The sequence below is a fragment of the Bradyrhizobium tropiciagri genome (assembly GCF_001189845.1).
Classification (GTDB): Bacteria; Pseudomonadota; Alphaproteobacteria; order Rhizobiales; family Xanthobacteraceae; genus Bradyrhizobium; species Bradyrhizobium tropiciagri.
In genome coordinates, this window is sequence record NZ_LFLZ01000002.1 from 66,247 (window position 1) to 84,697 (window position 18,451).

Here is an 18,451-nt window from a genome sequence, read left to right on the forward strand (position 1 = left end):
CTGTCTGTGTTTTGCTTATCGCCTTGTCTTTGCCCGGAACGTCTCCACCTCAGATTCGTCCCAAGGCCGTCAGGATAACCTGAGGCGTGAGCGGAATCTCGGTAATTGTTGCGCCGAACGGCCGCAGCGCATCGTTGACCGCGTTGGCAACCGCGGCTGCCGCACCGGCCGTACCCGCCTCGCCCGCCCCTTTGGCTCCCAGCTCCGATTCCAGTGTCGGTGACACCACGTGGCCAATGTCGATATCGGGCATCTCGCCGGACATCGGGACCAAATAATCCGCCATGTTGGCGTTGGTCAGCTGACCACGCTCGTCATAGATACACTTCTCGAACAGCGCCGCACCGAGCCCCTGCACAACCCCACCCCGGATCTGTTCGTCGACCAGTTGCGGGTTGATGATGGTGCCGCAGTCTTCGACAACCCAATGTTTCAGCAACGTCACGAACCCGGTCTCGGTATCGACCTCAAGCCATGAGGCCTGGACGCCGTTGGTGAACGCAAAGGGATACTGGCGCGGCACGAAATGCCGGGTCGCCATCAACTCGGGCTGGATGCCCGGCGGGAGGGTATCCGGTCGGAAATAGACGATCCGCGCCAGCTCGTTCAGCTCGATCCGCGACGCGCCGTCGTCGGCATTGACGATGCGGTTATCGACGATATCGAGCCCGGCCGGCGTCGATTGCAGGATGGCTGCGGCGACATCCAGAATATTCTGGCGCAGAGCCTTGGCGGCCTGCAAGGCGGCTTCGCCGCCGATGCCGGCGCCGCGCGAGGCCCAGGTGCCGCCGCCGTAGGGTGTATTGTCGGTGTCGCCCAGGGTCACGCGGACCCGGTCCATCGAGACGCCAAGCACGCTGCCGACGATCTGGGCCGTCAGCGACTCCGACCCCTGCCCCTGCTCCGTGATGCTGGTCTGGCAGATCACCGAGCCCTGTGTATCGAGCCGAACCGCAACACCATCCTGCGATGAAATCTTCGCGCCGCCGACACCGTAAAAGGCGGCACTTGGATTGGTGACCTCGATGAAGCTCGCGATTCCGATGCCCCGGTGTATATTTCTGGTGCGCAGTGCCGCCTGCTCGGCACGCAATGCGTCGTAGTCCATCATCTGAAGCAGCTTGGCCAACGAGGCATGATGCGAAAGCTGCTCGAACTTCATGCCCGAGGGGGATGCACAGGGATAGGCATCGTCGGTGATCAGGTTACGCCGGCGGATCTCGACGGGGTCCATGCCGATCTTGGCTGCGGCCAAATCGACCAGGCCTTCGGTGACCGAACAGGCAATCGGGTGTCCGACCGCCCGGTACTGGCACATCACGTTCTTATTCTGGAACACGACCCGCGCTCGCGCCCGGTAGTTCGGCGTGACATACGGCCCGCCAACGAGATTGACCACCTGATTGGCCTCGATGGCGCTGGTGCGTGGATACATCGAATAGGGACCGATCCCCGTCAGGTCTTCAATCTCGAAGGCCGTGATCGTACCGTCCGGTCTGACGCCTATCCGCCCCCTGCATCGATGATCGCGGGCGTGAATGTCCGTGTTGAAGCTCTCGATACGGTCAGCCACGAATTTGACCGGCCGACGCAACAGCTTCGATAGCGCGTATGTCGCCATTTCGTCGGCGTAGATGTGAACCTTGATGCCGAACGAGCCGCCGACGTCCTTGCAGACCACCCGGACCTGCGCCTCCCTCAATCCGAGATGCAGGGCTGCAATGTTCTGCACCATGTGCGGCGCCTGCGTGCCCTGATAGACCGTCAGCCGCGCCTCGGCCCCATTCCAGTCGGCAACCACTGCACGCGGTTCAAGCGTCACGCCGGTATGCCGCCCGAACACGAATTCGGCCTCGACGACTTCGGACTCCGACAATGCGTGGTCGACGTCGCCGGCATCGAGTGTCCGCTCGAAGGCAAGATTGTCACCGAGCGAGGCGTGAATGACAGGCGTTGCGGGATCGAGCGCGGTGCGCATGTCGGTGACCGCCGCGAGTTCCTCGTAATCGACGGCAATATGCTCCATGGCATCTTCGGCCGCCGCACGGCTAGTCGCGACAATCGCTGCAACCGCTTCACCCTGCCAGCAGACCCGGTCGACTGCGATCGCGTGCTGCGGCGCGGACTTCAATCCCTTCAGATGCGAGAGCACACCGACCCACGGTGTGATGACAGTCTCAAGCTCACGCCCCGTGACGATGGAAATGACGCCAGACATACGCCGCGCCGCGCTGGCGTCGATCGCCACGATTTTGGCGTGGGCATGGGGCGACCGCAAGAAAACCACATGCGCCATCCGCGGCAATTCCAAGTCGCTGACGTATTGTCCGCGCCCTTGCAGCAACCTGTCCAGGTTGGGTCGCGGCACCGTCTTGCCGATATAGGAATTCGGGCGATCGAGCACCGAAAGTGACTCTGCTGGCGCACGGGTCACAGTCATGTCCGCCGCTCCGCGCGTGTCTTGGCTGTCGCCTCCACAGCGTCCACGATGGCCTGATAGCCGGTGCAGCGGCAATAATTGCCGGAGAGATGCTCGCGGATCGCTTGCCGATCAGGCACGGGCGAATGCTTCAGCAGATCCTGCGCCGTCATCAGCATCCCCGGCGTGCAGTAGCCGCACTGCAATGCATTGCGTTCGCGAAATGCCGCCTGAAGATCGGCGATTTCACCGCTGTCGGACACCCCCTCGATGGTCTCGACTGACGCGCCATGCGCCTGGACCGCCAGCATCAGGCAGGAGCGGACGATCTCGCCATCGATCCGAACAGTACAGGCACCACAGACGCCGTGCTCGCAACCGACATGCGTTCCGGTCAGCTTGAGGTTTTCCCGGAGAAAGTCTGCGAGGTTGAGCCGTGGCAGCACAAAGGCATCGATCGGTTCGCCGTTGACCAGAAGCGAGAGCGATACTGGAGCGCTCACTTGGCCACTCCCGTTGCCAGCTCGGGTCGCGCGAGCAAAGCGGCCACGCAGCGCCGGAGCAAGACAGTGGCGAGGTGTCGGCGCATGGCCGCGGTAGCCTGTTGATCCTCTTGCGGGTCGAGCTCGTTGGTCAGCGCCGTCGCAGCTTCCGCCAGCAACTCGGGATTCACGGATGCATTGATCAGCTTGCCGGCGGCAGCTGCCAGCAGAGGCCTATCGCCAACGGCAAAGAAGCCCAGCCGAAGATCCGAGAATCGGCCGGCAGCAACAACAGCACGCGCGGCGAGACCAACGACGGCGTAGTCACCATGCCGCCGGGCGTATTCCTGAAAAAAGAACGTCGAGCCTTGGCCGGTGACTGGCGCCTCGATCGCGACGAGCAGTTCGTCCGGCGATAGTGCCGTTTCGTAGATTCCTTTAAAAAATTCGGTCGCAGCAATCCGCCGCTCGCCCGTCGGACCGCGAGCAACGATCGTGGCGTCAAGCGCCATGACACAGGCCGGCAGCTCCGACGCGGGATCGGCGTGAGCGAGGCTTCCGCCAATCGTTCCGCGGTTGCGGATTGCGGGATGGGCAACGTGGCTGACGGCATCCCGCAACAGCGGAGCGTGCAGCGCAATCTCGGGCGATCTGAGCAAGTCGACATGCCGGGTCAGCGCGCCAACGACGAGGACGTCTCCCCTCATGGCAATGCCGCGCAACTCGGCGAGGCCGCCGATATCGACCAGAATCTCCGGGGACAGAAGCCGCAGGTTCATCGCCGGCATCAGGCTCTGGCCGCCCGACAGAACCTTCGCCTTGTCGCCATGCACGGCAAGCAACTCCAGCGCATTCACGACGCTGGTCGCGCGGGCGTAGGCGAAAGCCGCAGCTTTCATGTGGGCGTGGCCTCCCGGCCCAATTTTGGTTTGTCAGATTAGAGGGCCGCCTTGTTCAAAGGTCAAGCTTGTTTATCGAGTGATTATTTGCGCATCAGGGCTTGTCTTCACCTTGGGAACGCCGCAGGTTCCTTGCCAACTAAAGTTCAACGAGCAGGGAGGCGGATCATGAAGCTCGGGTTCTTTACGATGCCGATCCATCCTCTCGACAAGGACTGGCGGCAATCGCTGCGGGAGGATCGGGAAGCCTTCCTGCTTGCGGATGAGCTCGGGTTCACGGAAGCGTATGTCGGCGAGCATGTCACCGACAAGGCCGAGAACATCACCTCCAGCATCGCGTTCATTGCCTGGCTCGCAGCGGCAACCAAACAGATCAAGCTTGGAACCGGCACGATCAACATGCCGAATACCCATCCGGCGGCGGTCGCAGCATCTGTCGCCATGCTTGATCACATGCTTGATGGCCGTTTCATATTTGGAATAAGCCTGGTGGATTGCTGTCCGACGCGGAAATCTTTGACAATCTCGACGCTGACCGCAACGCCATGTTCCTCGAGGCAATCAATCAGGTCCTCGACATCTGGTCGGGCAAACCGCCTTATGATCTACAAGGCAAATATTGGAATGTATCCGTCAAAAAGACTCTGATCGAGGACATCGGCCAGGGAATCGTCGCGCGCCCGTTGCAGGCTCCGCACCCGCCGATCGTGGTGACCGCGGTCGCGCCATTTTCAAAAGGCGTCACGGAGGCCGCTGCGCGCGGCTGGGATCCGATCTCGGCAAACTTCCTGATGCCCGCCTGGGTCAAGAGTCACTGGCCCAAATACGTCGAGGGCTGCGAGCGCGTAGGCCGGGCGGCCAACTCCGCCAATTGGCGCGTCGCCAAGAGCGTGTTCGTGGCAAAGGATGCGGCAACCGCGAAGGCCTATGCTACATCGCCGGACAGCCCCTACGTGTACTATTATCACCAGCTGTTCACAAAGCTGAAGCGTAGCGGCCGGCTCGAACTGTTCAAGACGCGGCGGGACCAGCCCGATGCGGAGGTCACGCTGGATTCGATCTGCGACAAGCTCATCATCTACGGCACGCCCGAAAGCGTGGCCGACCAGTTGCTGGCGTTCCGGCAGGAGATCGGCCATTTCGGAACCTTGCTCTATGCCGGGAAGGACTGGAAGGATCGCGAGCTTGGCCGCCAATCGATGATCCTGATGGCCGAGAAGGTCTTGCCGCGCATCAATGCCGCCGGCGGCTCATCGACGTGAAGGAGTTTCGACGTGGCTTTCACTGATCGCATTCCGTACCAGGCGCAGGTCGACCGGCCGAAGCTGACGTTACCTAATGGCAAGAAGCTTGCCGTCTGGGTCATCCTCAATGTCGAGGAATGGCGCATCGAGAATCCCATGCCGCGCACCGTGCTGAGCCCGCCGATGGGCCAACCTCTGTTGCCCGACGTGCCGAACTGGTCGTGGCACGAATACGGCATGCGTGCCGGCTTCTGGCGGCAATTCAAAGCCCTCACCGACCGAAAGATACCGGTGACGCTGGCTGCGAATGCCAAGGTCTGCAACAGCTATCCGCGCGTCGCGTCGGCGGCACTCGAGGCGGGCTTCGAATTCATGGGACACGGATTCGTCCAGGGACCGATGCACAAGGTGGAGAACCAGGCCGATGCAATCAAGCGCGCGGTCGACACCATTGCCGGATTCACCGGCAAGCCACCGCGATCATGGGAGAGCCCGGGCCTGACCGAAACCGAAGAAACGCTCGACCTCCTGCGCCTCAACGGGATCGAATACGTGGCCGATTGGGTGATTGACGATCTTCCGCAAGAGATCGCCACGCCGCATGGAACTGTGACGACAATTCCCTATTCGGTCGAGACCAATGACATTGTCATCCACGCGCTGCAGCACCTGCCGTCGGAACAGTTCCTGACGCGCTGCACCGACCAGTTCGATCGGCTGTATCTCGAAGGCGCGGAGAATGCCCGTGTCATGGCGATTTCGGTGCATCCCTACATCACAGGGGTCCCACATCGAATCAAGTACCTTGAAGCCCTGCTCGATTACGTCACCGGCCATGACGGCGTGGCGCTCATGACGGCGAGCGAGATCGGCGACTGGTATCGGGATCAGATGGCGCAGAAGTAGTCCGGCTCAGCCGACGACCTGGATCGGCGCCCTCCGTCGATCGGTCGCGCTCTCCGCCATCCGCTCAAATCCCGCGAGGAAGATGTCCAGCGCGTCACTGATCATCTGCGCCTTGTCCTCGAGGACAGGCGCTTCGTAGATGTATTTGCGTACCCCGTAATAGAAAATGCCGCCGTGAAACACCCAGGCTAGTTCCAGTTCGGCGGCGCTGGGCCGGCTCTGCGTCGCGAGGCCGGCGTCGTGGCGGCACTCCCTGAGAATGCGGGTCAGGATCTTGTCCTTGACCATGCCAACATACCAGCGATTGATATCGAGACCCTTCAGGCCCGAGTAAAGATAGATCCTCAGCCATCTTCGATTGAAGATTGCGTCTGTATAAACTTCGTAGAATTCTTGCAGCCGCGCGCGGAGCGGACGAGATCGATCGGACAGCAATTTCTCCCAGCCGATTTCAAGGGGTTCGAGATAGACCTTGCGGTAGACCTCCTTGATGAGATCGTCCTTGCTCGGAAAATAGCGGTAAAGCAACGGCTGGGTCACACCGAGTTTGCGAGCGAGGGCACGCGTGCCGCCGCCGAACCCCTCCTCCGCAAAGAGCTCGGTCGCCTTGGTGACGAATTCACTGCGACGGTCGTCAGCTGATAGTCGCTTCTGCTTGGTACGAACTCGCTTGACGGGCATCTTTCGATTCATGATGGCTTGTCACCATCGTCAGCCAAGAACCGGCCAAAACCTCCCCGCGAGAACAACAGCGGACTGTTGACGCTGTAAGCATAGGCTTCCACAGCGCCCAGGAAAATGACGTGATCACCGCCGTAGTAGCGGTTGGCGGCACGGCACTGGAAATTTGCGACCACGTCGGCAAGCACTGGAGCGTTCCCGAGGCCTGGAGTCCAGCTCACACCCGCGAACTTGTCACCCGACGATTTGGCAAACTGCATCGCCAACGTCTGCTGTGACGCATCGAGAACATTGACCGTGAAGTGGCTGGCATTCTGGAAGATCGGCAGCCCCTGCGAAAACATCCCCAGGCTCCAGAGCACCAGCGGCGGATTGAGCGACACTGACGCGAAGGAATTGCAAGTAATTCCGTACGGCCGTCCTTCGGCCGACATTGCGGTGACGATCGTTACACCGGTCGCAAACGTACCGAGCGCATTGCGGAAGTCACGGGGATCGATCGTCGAACTGTCGCTTGCGAGCTCATTAGCCGGATCCGGTGGATGTTTGGGTGAGTCGGACATCCGGCCAGCCTCAAAGCGTCAGGTTTTCGGACGGCAGCCCAAGCGCTACCCGCCCGTAATTGGTGCCTGCTGCATCGAAATTGAAGGCGAGATGCGAGTTTACAGCATGCGCATCGCGGAATTGACGCTGCAACGCACCTGATGTGAACAGGCTGCGCGCCCCGCTCGCCGCGAACAGAAGAGACACCGCTTCAGTGCACAGATTGACCGCGAATGCGCCATCGCGCCGGAGCTTCGTCTTCGCAGCAATGCCCGGGATGTCGCCACGCCGAAGCTCCGCAAGCACCTCGACGCAGTTGGTGCGCATGATCAGCCGCGCGGCATCTATCTTCGCCGACGCTTCAGCGATCTTGATTTGTGTGCTCTGCAGGTCCCCGATCTTGGCCCGATTGTATGTCGAGGCGCGGTATCGCGCGATCTCGACATAATCATCAAGGCAAGCCTGGGCATTTCCCAGGCCGACTCCGGACAATACGTAGGGAAATAACGAGAAAACCGGAAGCATGTAGAGCGCGTTCGGATTGACAACGCTGCCTGGTGTTGCACCACCGGCAAGATCGCTGACAGCAACCGTCATATGCTCGGGAACGAATGCGTCAGCCACCCGCACATCGTTCGACCCAGTTCCACGCAAACCGGCGGCATTCCAGGTGTCGTCGATGCTGTAGTCCCGCCTGTTCAGCAGGAACAGCCGATACTCGACACCGTCGGCCTCATCATCCGAAGCAACTACGCTCGCGAGCATGTTCCACCCGCATGCTTCCACCCCCGATGAGAACGGCCAATGTCCGCTCAGCACGTACCCGCCACTCGTCTTCCTGGCGCGACCCGCCGGAAAGACAAAGGAAGACGCGATCAACGTGGCCGGATCCTCCCCCCATACCGCGCTCTGCGCTTCAGGCGCGAACATACCCAGCATCCAGTGGTGGCTCGCAAGATTGGCAAAGTTCCACGAAACCGAAGCGTCGCCTTGCCCCAGAGCGTCAGCGCAGTCGACGAGCGCAACGTAGTCGAGTTCGCTCCCTCCAACTCGCTTCGGCTGCAGGATTCGAAAGAGCCCGCTATCATGCAGATCCCGCTCTGTCTCCACTGGCAACCGGCGCAGCTCTTCGGTGCGCGCCGCCCGTTCTCGCAAGGCCGGCACGAGCCCTCTCGCTCGTGCGACCATCAGCGAGTAAAGATCCCGGTCCGGCCCTGGCGGCATCTTCGCGTCGAGCCCGCGGCCAACCTCAACCATGGTCTCTTCCTTTGTTCGATCTCCAAGACATTCGGGCGATCGGATCGATCGGCTCAGTTTATCGAGCGATCACCAGAGATCAAGACGTGCAATGCCGCTCCCCACGAATTCAAGGCTCGGGACGCGCGACTGCGCAGAGCGCACATATGAGCGTTCCCTTCCTAGATTCCCGCGCCTGCGCGGGACAGCTCATTCTAGCATTTCTCACAACCAGAATTCGATGCCTGGTCCAAAAGACGGTGCTACCAGTGTACAAATGATCACTGAACCCTACCGCAGGCGACGACGCGGCGGCGAATGCATGACGGGCGTCGGCAAGGTCCCGCCGCTTCGTGCTGCCGACCGGACCACAAATCCGTACTCAAAAGATTTCTGATCGAAGCGGCTGGAAAAGTCCGACCGTGAGCACTTCCGCAAGCCAGCCCGCCTAAGCTCTCGCGCAGCCTGAGCGACTCGCCGTGCACCGCTGCAAACGACAACGAACCGGATGAGAATGAGAGCGAGGGCGGCGAGCAGGTACCACCACCGCCCAATATGGATCGGGAGCTGATTGATGTGTCCAGCAAGCCGCTGATCTACGCCAAAGATCGCGGCATAACGCGCTGGGTTGGCGACAGACCTCGTGAAGGCATGGAACGGGCAAAAATGGGTCAGTCTGGACGCTGTATCCGGTACGTTCTGGCAGCGCAAAAAACGACAAAGCCAATACCTAGAACTTCGACGCGGAGACACCAGAAGCGCATGTGGAGTTGGCTCGGGCATTGAATATGGAGCGCATGCGCACGCAGCTCGGTCATAGAACATGCGCGATCCTCGATATCTCGATCCTCGATATTACGGCGGGCAACAACGCGCTGGCCGAAATAGGGAGTTTCTTGGATTCGGCGGTCAATACATGACGCGGATGGCTGGCAGAAGCCGTGACGGCATGAAAACGGCGTTGGCGGAGGCGAGCGGGCTGCGCCTTAGGGCCGATATGTCAGGTAAGCTGCCTCTTACGAGATTAGCATCCTTCGCGCTGACGAGGCTACTGCGCTTTGGTATTGTTCTCCGCAGGGAGAAGCCCACGGTCGTATCGCCTAGGCGCGCCACACTTGATCAGTCGATCGAGTGCTTGCGGATAGATAGTGCCGTGAATATTTGCTTCCGAGTGGCCAAGTGGCGCAAGTATGGGGGCCAGCCGCTGCGCTGGAAGCTGGTTCAGCGCGTCGGATCGCCGAAGGGATGGGTCGTTGCGCTAAGGATGGGCGAAAATAACGAGGTAGTCCTGGATTACTTGTTAGTTCCGTCGGCGTCGCTTTCGTTCAAAAGCCACGTATTCTGTTTTTCTGAGGACTCACGCCCGGTCTACAAAATCGAGCGCTTTCAGACTTTCGAAGCGCTGTCTCAGTCGCTCGTAAGGCGCATCTGCGAGAGCACGAGCAAAACAGAGCGGGCCACAGAAGCCCCCGGCGGCCAGGTAGCGCTCGACTGAACAACGTTGCGAGTCTCCTACACTCACCACGATGATGTGGCGTCGTGACATTGCGACCGCCGTCCGATTGGGGAACGGCAAACAAAAAGCCCGCCGCGGATACTTCCGCCGTGGGCTCAACAATTTCTGATTTTCCGATTATGCCGGTGAGTTGCCCGACGTGTCAACCGGTTCTTGCGAGCTGAACGCGATCGGTAAAATATGATGCGTCGGCTTCGACGGCGGGAAACCTCCTTCACCGAAAGTCCGCGCATGATGCCAGAATCGTAACACGAGCTGGCGTCGGTCGCCCTATGCTTGTTGCGATGATGTCAGTGTGCCGCTGAGTTGCCCGACGCGTCAAGCGAACGAACGGCTCGCAGCACCTGTACCGACATCAGGACAGTTTTTGGCTCGCGTCAGCTCAACCGACCCGCGCCACCATTAGATTGCAAGGAGGAAGCGCCGATGTATTTCGTTGCTGCCGTGCTCGCGGTCCTGTCCGGCCTGTTCTATGCCGCAGGCCATCATCAGATCGGCTCCATCGGTGCCACCATGTGCCAGTATGGCGGCATCTTCTGCGACAGCCCGGTGCTGGTTCTCGTCGGTGCGGGGTTCGCCGCGACGTGGGGCATGCTCGTCAGCGTACGCTGATCATCCCGCGCGAACGCCCGCATCTATTGCGGCATCTATTGCGGCGGGATCGGGTTTGCCGGTTGAGCAGGCTTTGGGCCGGGCGGAGCAGGTTCAATCGGCGCCCTGGGCTCGGTCGGTATCACCTTTGCGCCAGCCGCACGTGCGGCCTCGCCGGTCGTCGAGTAATTGGCGGAAGCGGCGGGCTGCACCTTCGGCTTGCTCCACGGACCGTGGTCGACGACCAGCATGCCCAACACGCCGAGGATCGCAACCACCGCCGCAACCAGCAGCGGCGCGCCACCATGCCGATTTCGATGCTCAACCGGACGGCCATCCGATATGCCATGCGCCTGCATTGTCATCATCGTCTCCTCCACGGAAACAAGCCGCGACCGGCGCGTAAGTTTCCGGTTCCCCGATGTGAAAGCGAGACATGTTGGTGGAACCAATCCATAGCCACCGAATTTCCACGATATGCGGCCGCTACCGGCCGTTCAAAGCACGCCCGGATTGCCAAAGGTGACGGCACCTGGCCTTCAGTGAAATCGCGGCACGGCACATGAGCTCCGAAATACCCGAGTCCCCGCTTCAGCCCACGCTCAGTGAGCGAGCGATCGACACTGCAACGGATGTTTCGCGAACCATTACGGAGGTGTCTGACGGACTTCGCGCGGCTGCCGATCGCCTCAGCGAGGCGATCGCAAGCTCGCGCCGGCCGGGCGGAGCCCTCGCCACGGTGAGCGCGGTCACGCGCGAAGCGCCGCTCGCAAGTCTGTTCGTTGCGTTTCTGCTCGGCATTGCCGTCGCGCGCCGGCGCTAGGCGTCGATGCGCGGCGAGGACTGTCCTAGAATTTGCCCTTCGTCGCGTCCTTGGTTGCGGACATCACGCTTCCGCTGATCTGCCGCATATGTTCGCCGGCATTGGTGAACTGGCTGCGCAGGAATTCCGACTGGATCCGCATCGCCTCCTGCAGATCGGTCGCGTGCACCAGCTTGCGCGCATGCTCGAACGCCGCCTTCATGTTCTGCTCGGTGAACGACAGCGCCTGTTTGGAAATCTCGGTACCGGTGCCCGGCATCGCCGTCATCGACTTGCTCGCGGCATCAAAGAACAGGCTGAAGGCCTGTTCGGCCTGGTCGATGGTCTTTTCCGCGAGATCGCGGAGCTCGGCGGGAACTTCAAGCTTCGGTTCAATCATGATCGCGCCCCCTGAAATAAGCGTCGGCGGACGTTAGCATAGATTGTGACGGCGTCAGCGCCGTATCGCCAACGATGAGAGGCCCGCTCGCTCCGATGGCCGAGGAAAAATTACCTAGCGGCGACGGGGCTGCGCCATCGCCGGATTCCAATCATGTCAGCACTGTGGCATAGTGATTCGGCCTCGTCGTTGGTCGCGTTCTCGTCTCGCCTCTCTTGGGGAATAAGGGGATCCGATGCTGCGCGCCGTTCGTCCGACACCGACCTGCACCCGCTTCAAGACCAGCATAGAGATGCCGTGCATGAAGTGCGGCACACAAATGCGGCTTGCCTTGATCGAGCCGCGCGACCAGGTCTACGACGTGCTGACCTATCAGTGCGCGCCCTGCAATTCCGGCGAAAGCTTCCTGAACGCGCGCTAGGCTGCCGGCACGTTCAGTCGTTCAGCACCGCGGCTCCCGCTTCCGTCAGCTCGGGCTCGCCGCCATGCAATTCGACCAGACCAAGCTCGGTGAGGATGTCCAGATCCTCGTCGCTGACCGGGGACAATTTGAGCCTGCCGGCCTGGATATCCCGAAGGGTCCAGCGCAAGCCGATGGCGCGCTCGAGTGAAAATTCAGCGAATGGATTGTTTGCCATTCGCCTCGACTAGTGCCGCATTTGGATCAGACTTTGTCTTTGCCGCGGCGGCTTCATGGACAGCACAGATTGATGGCGAGCTGGCGCGATCGGGGCATCCGGCGCCCCCATCGCGTCATCGCGCCAGGTGCCTCTCGCTGCGGCTCAGTACCGATAGGGATCGATATCGAGCAGCGGGAATGCGCTGAACACGTTCGGCAGATTGGTCGGCGTCGCCGGATGCAAATAGGACTTGTCCAGTTCGGCGAAGCTCGTGACGCCGAGCAGCCCGAGGCAGCGGATCACCTCGTCCTCCAGCAATTCAAGCATCCGAACGATGCCTGCCTCGCCGGCCGCAGCGAGCGCCCAGCATTGCAGACGGCCGATCCCGACAAGGTCGGCCCCCGAGACGATGGCCTTGACGATGTCGGTGCCGCGGCAGATCGAGCCGTCGACCATGATCTTGGCACGGCCGGCGACGGCCTCGACGATCTCGGGCAGGACATGCATGGACCCACGGCCGTGGTCGAGCTGCCGTCCGCCATGATTTGAGACGTAGATCCAGTCGACCCCGTGATCGAGCGCGATCCTTGCGTCTTCGGCGGTAGCTATACCCTTGAGGATCAGCGGAATCTTGAACTTGTCCTTGATCAACTTCACCGTCCGCCACTCCAGCCCCTTCTGGAAATCGCCGCCGGTGGCGCGGATGCGGCTTTCTCGGACGTAGCGCTTGGCGATGTCGCGCTCGCGCCGGCTGTAATGGGCGGTGTCCACAGTGAGGCAGAACGCGGCGTAACCGTTGTCGATGCTACGGCTGACCACATCCTCGACGAAAGCATCGTCGCCGCGCACATAGAGCTGGAAGATGCGCAAGGCATCCGGCGCCGCCTTGGCGGTATTCTCCAGCCCGGGCTCGGACACCGAGCTCAGCATATGCGCCGCGCCGAATGTTCCCGCGCCGCGCGCGACGGCCGCGCCCGCGTCGGGATCGAAGATCTCGAGTGCACCGACCGGCGCGATCATCACGGGAAGCCGGAGCTTGCGGCCGAAGACCTTGGTGGAGGGATCGACATTGATAACGTTGCGCAGGACGCGCGGCCGGAACGCGATCTCGTCGAGCGCCATCCTGTTGCGGCGCATCGTGGTCTCGGTCTCCGAGGCCCCGACGATGTAGTCCCAGGCGTTCTGATTGAGCTTGGCGCGGGCCGTTCGCGCGAATTCGTGCAGGTTCTGGTATTCCTCGCCACTGGCGCCGAGCTCGACATTGCGCGCCTGCTGAATGGGGGTCCCGTCATTCATGGTGTTTCTTCTCCCGATTTGGCCGGCACATTAGCCGCAGACAAATAGGAAAAGCTACCACCTTGACCCACCAAACCGGCCTGCGAAGGCCAGCTATTCGCCTGTGAGATAGATCGGATTTCGACGCGACGCCGCCGCCTCCGGATTGACCTTGCTCGCTGCCTGCTAGCTGCCCGAAAACCGGTTTCGGTACTCGGTCGGCGACACGCCGAGGTGGCGCAGGAAGGCCCGCCGCATTCGTTCGTCATCGCCAAACCCCGCGCGCTTGGCGACCTCGACGACGCCGCCGATCTGGCGGCTTTCGAGCAGCAAGCGCGCGGTCTCCACGCGCAGCGCCTCGACACCGCTTGCAGGCGTCATGCCGGTGCGGCTGACATAGGTCCGGGCAAAGGTGCGCGGCGTCATCCCGGCCTTTTCCGCCAGCGTCTCGACCTTGAGGTCATCAGTGATGTTCTCGATGATCCAGGCATGCAGCGCACTGAAGCGTCCCTCGACGTCCGACGCCTGGGCCGCAAGCACGGTCGAGAACTGGCTCTGGCCGCCCGGCCGTTTCAGAAACACCACAAGCCTGCGCGCGACGTCGAGCGCGATGGTATGTCCGAAATCCTCCTCGATCATCGCGAGCGCCAGATCGATGCCGGCGCTGACACCCGCCGACGACCAGACATGTCCGTGCTTGACGAAAATCGCGTTGGGCTCGACGCGGATATTGGGAAAGCTGTCCTGCAGACGAGGACAATAGCGCCAGTGCGTTGCAGCACGCTTACCGTCCAGAATTCCGGTCCACGCCAGCGCGAATGCGCCGAGGCAGACCGATGCGATACGGCGCGCCTTCGGCAGCGCCTTCGCAATCCAGTCCATCAACTCGGCGTCGTTGCGGATCTTCCAGATGCCGGGCCCGCCGGGGATCACCAGCGTGTCGATCTCGGCAGGCGAAACACTGGCGATCGGCGCCGTGTCGATCATCATGCCGACATCGGTCGGTACCAAGCCACCAGACGTCGACAGATAGGATAGCGAGTAGTCCGGCCCGGGCAGTTCGATCGCCTCCAGCTCTGCGAACACCTGAGCCGGCCCCGAGATGTCAAGCAAGGTCACGCCCGGAAAGGCAACGATCGCGATCCGCCGCGTCGCTTTCCTGTCGCGCGGCTCAGGCCGGGGCGGTTTGGCAGCTTTCGAGGGCATATTGTCCTTTAAGCCATTCGAGGCCGCCCTGTATAGCTCGCGATGGAATTCTGGAGTTCTGCCATGTCGCGACATCTGGGCAGCGGGTACAGGGCGATCAAATCGCCGTGGGCGGATTACGCAATCTACAGTCTACCCGACGCCTCCCGGATCGAAGCCTGCGACCGTCAGCCGCTGATGGACGCCATGAACGGCATCATCGCCGTCAACTGGCAGGCCACCGAGCCGCACTGGACAGCAACCTCCTCGCCCTTCGACAAGAAGTACAGCCTGATCCTCGTCTATGACGGCTCCGGCCTCGTGGCCTTCTCGGTCTACCGCATCCTGCAGATGTCGGCCGGACTTGGAATCTATCGCAGCGGCACCGAAGTGCTCCCTGCGCACCAGGGCCGCGGCTTGTACGGCTTCTTCACGGCGGAAGTTCTGAAATGCTCGGGCGCCGAGCGAGTCGACGGCAACGTGCTCTACGGCTGGCGCACCCGCAATCCGATCGTCTGGGCAGCGAACGCTAAGATTTGCGAAAAAGTGTCTCCATCATTGCTCGATGACGCGCAGGACCCGGCACTGCAGGCGGCCTGTGTCGAGATGTGCACTTCGCTCTATCCGGGCAAGCCGCTCGAACTGCCTGATATGATCATGCGTGGCGCTTACGGCCACATTAAGCACCATCGGCAGGCCTATCATGGCACCGCGTCGCTGGTCGATGCCGCGATGTCGCGAAAGATTCCGAATTCAGCGGATGCCCTTTTCTCGGTGGGTTACGCGAGGGTGTGATGTCGATGCTCGGACAACAAGCCGTTTACGCCCCGACGTCGCGCTTAACCGATCGCGCTTATCTCGCCTGGACGGCCGTGGCGATCGCCTATGCAATCGCCTTCCTGCAGCGCGTGTCGCCGCAATCGGTCAGCCTCAGCTTCATGCACGACTTCAACACCGACGCGGCCGGTGTTGCGATGCTGGCCTCGAGCTACTTCTGGGGCTACACCTTGATGCAGATTCCGGCCGGCCTTCTGGTCGATCGTTACGGCGTCAAGCGCGTCGTCCTCGTCAGCATGATCGCCTCGTCGCTCGGTAGCGCTGCGTTCGCGCTGGCGCCGAACCTGCTCGACGTGTTTGCTGCCCGTCTGATCGTCGCCTGCGGCGATGCGCTGGTCTTCACCGCACTGCTGAAGCTCGTCGCGCAGAGCTTTGCCGATGAACGGTTCGGCATGATGTCGGGCATTTCACAGGTCTCCGGCTATGTCGGCGGCGTGATCGCGACCACACCGCTCGCCGCCGCCGTGTCGGGGTTTGGCTGGCGGGCCTGTTTCCTGTTCATCGCCTGCATCGGCCTCGCCAACCTCGCCTTCGCCAAGGTCACGCTCAAGCCTGATCCGGCCTCGCACAGCAACAAGACGCTGAAGGGCGTCGTGATCGCCGCGCGGCAATCGCTTGCCCATGTCGCGAACTGGGGTTGCGCGATGACGTTTGCGTCGCACTTCGCGGTCGTGACGACGCTGTCGGGCGTCTGGGGCATTCCGATGGTCGCCCACTTCTTCCATATCTCCCCAACGGCTGCCGGCACGCCGCTGCTCGCCTTCATGATCGGCAATGCGCTCGGCTCGATCTTCCTCGGTCACGCCGCCGATCGTGCCGCCGCGGCGCTCGACCGCGCGCTGATCGGCATCTGCGTGTTGCGCATGCTGCTGATCGCGATGCTGCTGCCGCCAGTCGCCCAGACATTCGGTCTCGCCTACGTCACCGTCGTGTTCACGATCCTGGGCCTCGTCGCCGGCGGCACCGTCCCGCTGGTGCTGAAATGCGTCAAGAAGCTCTACACCTCCGACTTGATCGGCGTGGGTGCTTCCGTGAACACCACCGCCGCTGGGATCTTTGCCGGCGTCTCGCAGCCGATCATCGGCTTTGCGATGCTTACCGCCAGCAACGCCTCCGGCACCGACGCCGTGCACAACGCGGCCGCGATCGGAGACGGCGGTTACAGCGCCTTGATCTTCATTCTGCTTCTGATGTCGCTGCCGGGCATTGCCGGGCCGCTGATGATGAGAAGCAAGTTGATAGCTCGTTAGTGTCGTTATGAGTGTAGGGGGTGTTATGGAGCGCTTGTTCTTGAAAAGAGGCGACGTTGCGTCGGACTTTCCGGTCAGCAGCTGGCAGAGCGTGATGTTCTCCGAGTTTGAAGCGCAGATGAGCAGCGAGGCAAGGCCGTTTCCTTGCGTGTTCGGAGTGACCGGACATCGCCAGGATCAGCTCCGCTACCTGTTCCTCGATCCGTATGACGTCGCGGTGCTCGGCGAACAGCTCGCACAATATGTTTCGGAGGCGCGCTCGTTCGGTCCCAACACATCGTTGATCGTATTCACGCGGCCCCGCCCGGTGCAGACGCTCGACGCCTATTATCGCAAGATGTGGCTGACGCTCGACCAGCTCGCGCGCCTGGACAAGAATCCGTGGCCATCAGACATTCCGGAACAGATCGACCACCCGATGTGGGAGTTCTCGTTTGCGGGCGAGCCGATCTTCGTCGTGTGCACGACGCCCGCCCATGTGATGCGCCAGAGCCGCCGGTCCAGCGCCTTCATGCTCACGTTCCAGCCGCGCTGGGTATTCGAGAAGATCCTGGGGACGGAAAAGGCGGCGAACGCCGCATTCGCCGAGGTGCGCAAGCGCCTGATCCCGTACGACAGCGCGAGCCCCTCCCCGCTGCTTGGCCGCTACGGCGCGACCGATGGCCGCGAATATCTGCAGTACTTCCTGCACGACGACAACACTGCGAGCGGAGGCTGCCCGTTTGCCAAGCTCGCGCAGAACAAGACGCCACCGATCGCGAACAAGGAACAGGCAGCATGACCCAGATCATCGCCGGCACGAAGACTGAATTTGCCATCGATCGGGAGATCCTGAACCTGCTCCCGGCCCAGGGTTCGGTCGAGCTGCAGCACGATGCGGCCGGCAAGGTGCATCACTTCCATACCCATCCGGTCGATGAAATCCTGATGATCATCAGCGGCCGGCTGAACTTCATCTGGGACGAAGGCGAGCGGGTCGTCGGTGCCGGCGACACCATCTTTCTGCCTGCCGGTACCCGGCATCAATCCGAAGCGCTCGAGGGCGGCGCGATCTACGTCATCGCGACGCAGCCGCCCGCCAAGCCGATGAACAACTGACATTCAGGGAAAACGCGAACACCTCAGGACAGTGAAGGATCGCGCGGCGGGTTTACCGCCAAACGTTCGACCAGCTCGATGACCTCGGAACGCTGGCCGGGCGCAAGTCGAAGGAAAGCCTTCAATAGTCGCAGGCTTTCCAGTGTTTCGCTCGATGGAGCTCCGAGCTTCTTCTGCAGCTCTGCAACGTATGTGGGATTTTTCATCTCGCACCTTAAGTGAGGATTACGAATGGCATACCCAGGTAAGCGTGAAGGCTTGGCCCAGAAGGTCGACACCGCAGCTCAAGAGGCCGAACGCCTCGGCCTGACCACGGCAACCTTGATACTCCGGATGGCACGCCTCGAGATCGATCGGGCGGAGCCCGAGGAGGTTGAAAGTATGCCAAGGAACAACTTGCGCAGCAAGCCGAACTGAGCTCCGGACACGGGCCGGTTCCGGCTCCACAGGCCGCCGGTCCGCACCGA

25 protein-coding genes are annotated in these 18,451 nt (G+C 61.6%); 13 read left to right on the forward strand and 12 right to left on the reverse strand.

Annotated features, from left to right (window positions below; translation table 11 throughout):
• Positions 1 to 49: 49 nt before the first annotated feature.
• From AKN84_RS02115 to AKN84_RS02125, 3 genes are read right to left on the reverse strand one after another with little or no spacing between them, the layout of a single operon-like run.
• Positions 50 to 2,440: a xanthine dehydrogenase family protein molybdopterin-binding subunit gene (locus tag AKN84_RS02115; protein WP_050419139.1), complete on the reverse strand. Its 2,391-nt coding sequence runs from the start codon at positions 2,438 to 2,440 to the stop codon at positions 50 to 52.
• Complete coding sequence (locus AKN84_RS02120; protein WP_050419140.1) at positions 2,437 to 2,922, reverse strand: (2Fe-2S)-binding protein; 486 nt, start codon at positions 2,920 to 2,922, stop codon at positions 2,437 to 2,439. Before AKN84_RS02120 ends, AKN84_RS02115 begins: the two co-directional genes overlap by 4 nt.
• Complete coding sequence (locus tag AKN84_RS02125; protein WP_050419141.1) at positions 2,919 to 3,800, reverse strand: FAD binding domain-containing protein; 882 nt, start codon at positions 3,798 to 3,800, stop codon at positions 2,919 to 2,921. The genes AKN84_RS02120 and AKN84_RS02125 overlap by 4 nt, the downstream gene beginning before the upstream one ends.
• A 168-nt stretch (positions 3,801 to 3,968) precedes the next feature.
• Between AKN84_RS02125 and AKN84_RS49870 the strand changes: the two genes are divergently transcribed.
• Genes AKN84_RS49870 through AKN84_RS02135 form a run of 3 tightly spaced genes read left to right on the forward strand, consistent with a single transcriptional unit; the run spans position 3,969 to position 5,950 of the window.
• Entirely contained in the window at positions 3,969 to 4,448 is a 480-nt protein-coding gene (locus tag AKN84_RS49870; protein ID WP_283805475.1) for an LLM class flavin-dependent oxidoreductase, read from the forward strand.
• Positions 4,346 to 5,062, forward strand: a complete 717-nt coding sequence (locus tag AKN84_RS02130; protein WP_283805476.1) for an LLM class flavin-dependent oxidoreductase — start codon at positions 4,346 to 4,348, stop codon at positions 5,060 to 5,062. The genes AKN84_RS49870 and AKN84_RS02130 overlap by 103 nt, the downstream gene beginning before the upstream one ends.
• A gap of 12 nt (positions 5,063 to 5,074) precedes the next feature.
• A complete protein-coding gene (locus tag AKN84_RS02135; protein ID WP_050419142.1) occupies positions 5,075 to 5,950 on the forward strand; it encodes a polysaccharide deacetylase family protein in 876 nt (291 codons plus the stop codon).
• A gap of 6 nt (positions 5,951 to 5,956) precedes the next feature.
• Here the strand turns inward: AKN84_RS02135 and AKN84_RS02140 are convergent, their stop codons facing one another.
• The 3 genes from AKN84_RS02140 to AKN84_RS02150 are packed head-to-tail and all read right to left on the reverse strand — an operon-like array spanning position 5,957 to position 8,398.
• Positions 5,957 to 6,631 carry a TetR/AcrR family transcriptional regulator gene (locus AKN84_RS02140; RefSeq protein ID WP_244484891.1) on the reverse strand — a complete coding sequence of 225 codons (675 nt, stop codon included), beginning with the start codon at positions 6,629 to 6,631 and terminating at the stop codon, positions 5,957 to 5,959.
• An 8-nt stretch (positions 6,632 to 6,639) separates the two neighbouring features.
• A complete protein-coding gene (locus AKN84_RS02145; RefSeq protein ID WP_050419144.1) occupies positions 6,640 to 7,194 on the reverse strand; it encodes a flavin reductase family protein in 555 nt (184 codons plus the stop codon).
• 10 nt (positions 7,195 to 7,204) lie between these two features.
• A complete protein-coding gene (locus tag AKN84_RS02150) occupies positions 7,205 to 8,398 on the reverse strand; it encodes an acyl-CoA dehydrogenase family protein (RefSeq protein WP_128970375.1) in 1,194 nt (397 codons plus the stop codon).
• Between the two features lie 809 nt (positions 8,399 to 9,207).
• Between AKN84_RS02150 and AKN84_RS49875 the strand changes: the two genes are divergently transcribed.
• The 3 genes from AKN84_RS49875 (at position 9,208) to AKN84_RS02160 (ending at position 10,538) form a co-directional block, all read left to right on the forward strand.
• Positions 9,208 to 9,330 carry a hypothetical protein gene (locus tag AKN84_RS49875; protein WP_283805477.1) on the forward strand — a complete coding sequence of 41 codons (123 nt, stop codon included), beginning with the start codon at positions 9,208 to 9,210 and terminating at the stop codon, positions 9,328 to 9,330.
• Positions 9,331 to 9,359: 29 nt separating this feature from the next.
• Positions 9,360 to 9,905 carry a hypothetical protein gene (locus tag AKN84_RS48310; RefSeq protein ID WP_193399624.1) on the forward strand — a complete coding sequence of 182 codons (546 nt, stop codon included), beginning with the start codon at positions 9,360 to 9,362 and terminating at the stop codon, positions 9,903 to 9,905.
• Positions 9,906 to 10,352: 447 nt separating this feature from the next.
• Positions 10,353 to 10,538: a hypothetical protein gene (locus AKN84_RS02160; RefSeq protein WP_050419147.1), complete on the forward strand. Its 186-nt coding sequence runs from the start codon at positions 10,353 to 10,355 to the stop codon at positions 10,536 to 10,538.
• Positions 10,539 to 10,573: 35 nt separating this feature from the next.
• Here AKN84_RS02160 and AKN84_RS02165 read toward each other — a convergent pair whose 3' ends face one another.
• The gene (locus AKN84_RS02165) at positions 10,574 to 10,876 is read right to left on the reverse strand and encodes a hypothetical protein (RefSeq protein ID WP_050419319.1); all 303 of its coding nucleotides are present in this window, start codon (positions 10,874 to 10,876) and stop codon (positions 10,574 to 10,576) included.
• 203 nt (positions 10,877 to 11,079) lie between these two features.
• Here AKN84_RS02165 and AKN84_RS02170 point away from each other — a divergent pair, with 203 nt between their 5' ends.
• Positions 11,080 to 11,340 carry a hypothetical protein gene (locus AKN84_RS02170; protein ID WP_050419148.1) on the forward strand — a complete coding sequence of 87 codons (261 nt, stop codon included), beginning with the start codon at positions 11,080 to 11,082 and terminating at the stop codon, positions 11,338 to 11,340.
• Positions 11,341 to 11,365: 25 nt separating this feature from the next.
• On the opposite strand, the gene AKN84_RS02175 is transcribed toward AKN84_RS02170, so the two are convergent.
• Positions 11,366 to 11,719, reverse strand: a complete 354-nt coding sequence (locus AKN84_RS02175; protein ID WP_021080362.1) for a phasin — start codon at positions 11,717 to 11,719, stop codon at positions 11,366 to 11,368.
• Positions 11,720 to 11,954: 235 nt separating this feature from the next.
• Here AKN84_RS02175 and AKN84_RS02180 point away from each other — a divergent pair, with 235 nt between their 5' ends.
• On the forward strand, positions 11,955 to 12,140 hold the full coding sequence (locus AKN84_RS02180) for a hypothetical protein (RefSeq protein ID WP_050419149.1): 186 nt from the start codon (positions 11,955 to 11,957) through the stop codon (positions 12,138 to 12,140).
• A gap of 13 nt (positions 12,141 to 12,153) precedes the next feature.
• Here AKN84_RS02180 and AKN84_RS02185 read toward each other — a convergent pair whose 3' ends face one another.
• From AKN84_RS02185 to AKN84_RS02195, 3 genes are all read right to left on the reverse strand, one after another.
• Positions 12,154 to 12,357 (reverse strand): hypothetical protein, encoded by a 204-nt coding sequence (locus AKN84_RS02185; RefSeq protein WP_050419150.1) that lies wholly within the window; start codon positions 12,355 to 12,357, stop codon positions 12,154 to 12,156.
• A 144-nt stretch (positions 12,358 to 12,501) separates the two neighbouring features.
• Complete coding sequence (locus AKN84_RS02190; protein ID WP_050419151.1) at positions 12,502 to 13,635, reverse strand: alpha-hydroxy acid oxidase; 1,134 nt, start codon at positions 13,633 to 13,635, stop codon at positions 12,502 to 12,504.
• A 165-nt stretch (positions 13,636 to 13,800) separates the two neighbouring features.
• Positions 13,801 to 14,820, reverse strand: coding sequence for a GlxA family transcriptional regulator (locus tag AKN84_RS02195; RefSeq protein ID WP_050419152.1), 1,020 nt, complete (start codon positions 14,818 to 14,820; stop codon positions 13,801 to 13,803).
• Between the two features lie 42 nt (positions 14,821 to 14,862).
• On the opposite strand from AKN84_RS02195, the gene AKN84_RS02200 reads away from it, so the two are divergent.
• Genes AKN84_RS02200 through AKN84_RS02215 form a run of 4 tightly spaced genes read left to right on the forward strand, consistent with a single transcriptional unit; the run spans position 14,863 to position 17,984 of the window.
• A complete protein-coding gene (locus tag AKN84_RS02200; protein ID WP_128970354.1) occupies positions 14,863 to 15,594 on the forward strand; it encodes a hypothetical protein in 732 nt (243 codons plus the stop codon).
• Positions 15,594 to 16,886: an MFS transporter gene (locus tag AKN84_RS02205; RefSeq protein ID WP_050419153.1), complete on the forward strand. Its 1,293-nt coding sequence runs from the start codon at positions 15,594 to 15,596 to the stop codon at positions 16,884 to 16,886. The genes AKN84_RS02200 and AKN84_RS02205 overlap by 1 nt, the downstream gene beginning before the upstream one ends.
• 40 nt (positions 16,887 to 16,926) lie before the next feature.
• Positions 16,927 to 17,667: a YqcI/YcgG family protein gene (locus AKN84_RS02210; protein WP_244484892.1), complete on the forward strand. Its 741-nt coding sequence runs from the start codon at positions 16,927 to 16,929 to the stop codon at positions 17,665 to 17,667.
• Positions 17,664 to 17,984, forward strand: a complete 321-nt coding sequence (locus AKN84_RS02215; RefSeq protein WP_050419155.1) for a cupin domain-containing protein — start codon at positions 17,664 to 17,666, stop codon at positions 17,982 to 17,984. Before AKN84_RS02210 ends, AKN84_RS02215 begins: the two co-directional genes overlap by 4 nt.
• A gap of 23 nt (positions 17,985 to 18,007) precedes the next feature.
• On the opposite strand, the gene AKN84_RS44475 is transcribed toward AKN84_RS02215, so the two are convergent.
• On the reverse strand, positions 18,008 to 18,190 hold the full coding sequence (locus AKN84_RS44475; RefSeq protein ID WP_128970355.1) for a hypothetical protein: 183 nt from the start codon (positions 18,188 to 18,190) through the stop codon (positions 18,008 to 18,010).
• Positions 18,191 to 18,242: 52 nt separating this feature from the next.
• Here AKN84_RS44475 and AKN84_RS02220 point away from each other — a divergent pair, with 52 nt between their 5' ends.
• The gene (locus AKN84_RS02220) at positions 18,243 to 18,401 is read left to right on the forward strand and encodes a hypothetical protein (RefSeq protein WP_225645895.1); all 159 of its coding nucleotides are present in this window, start codon (positions 18,243 to 18,245) and stop codon (positions 18,399 to 18,401) included.
• Positions 18,402 to 18,451: the final 50 nt, after the last annotated feature.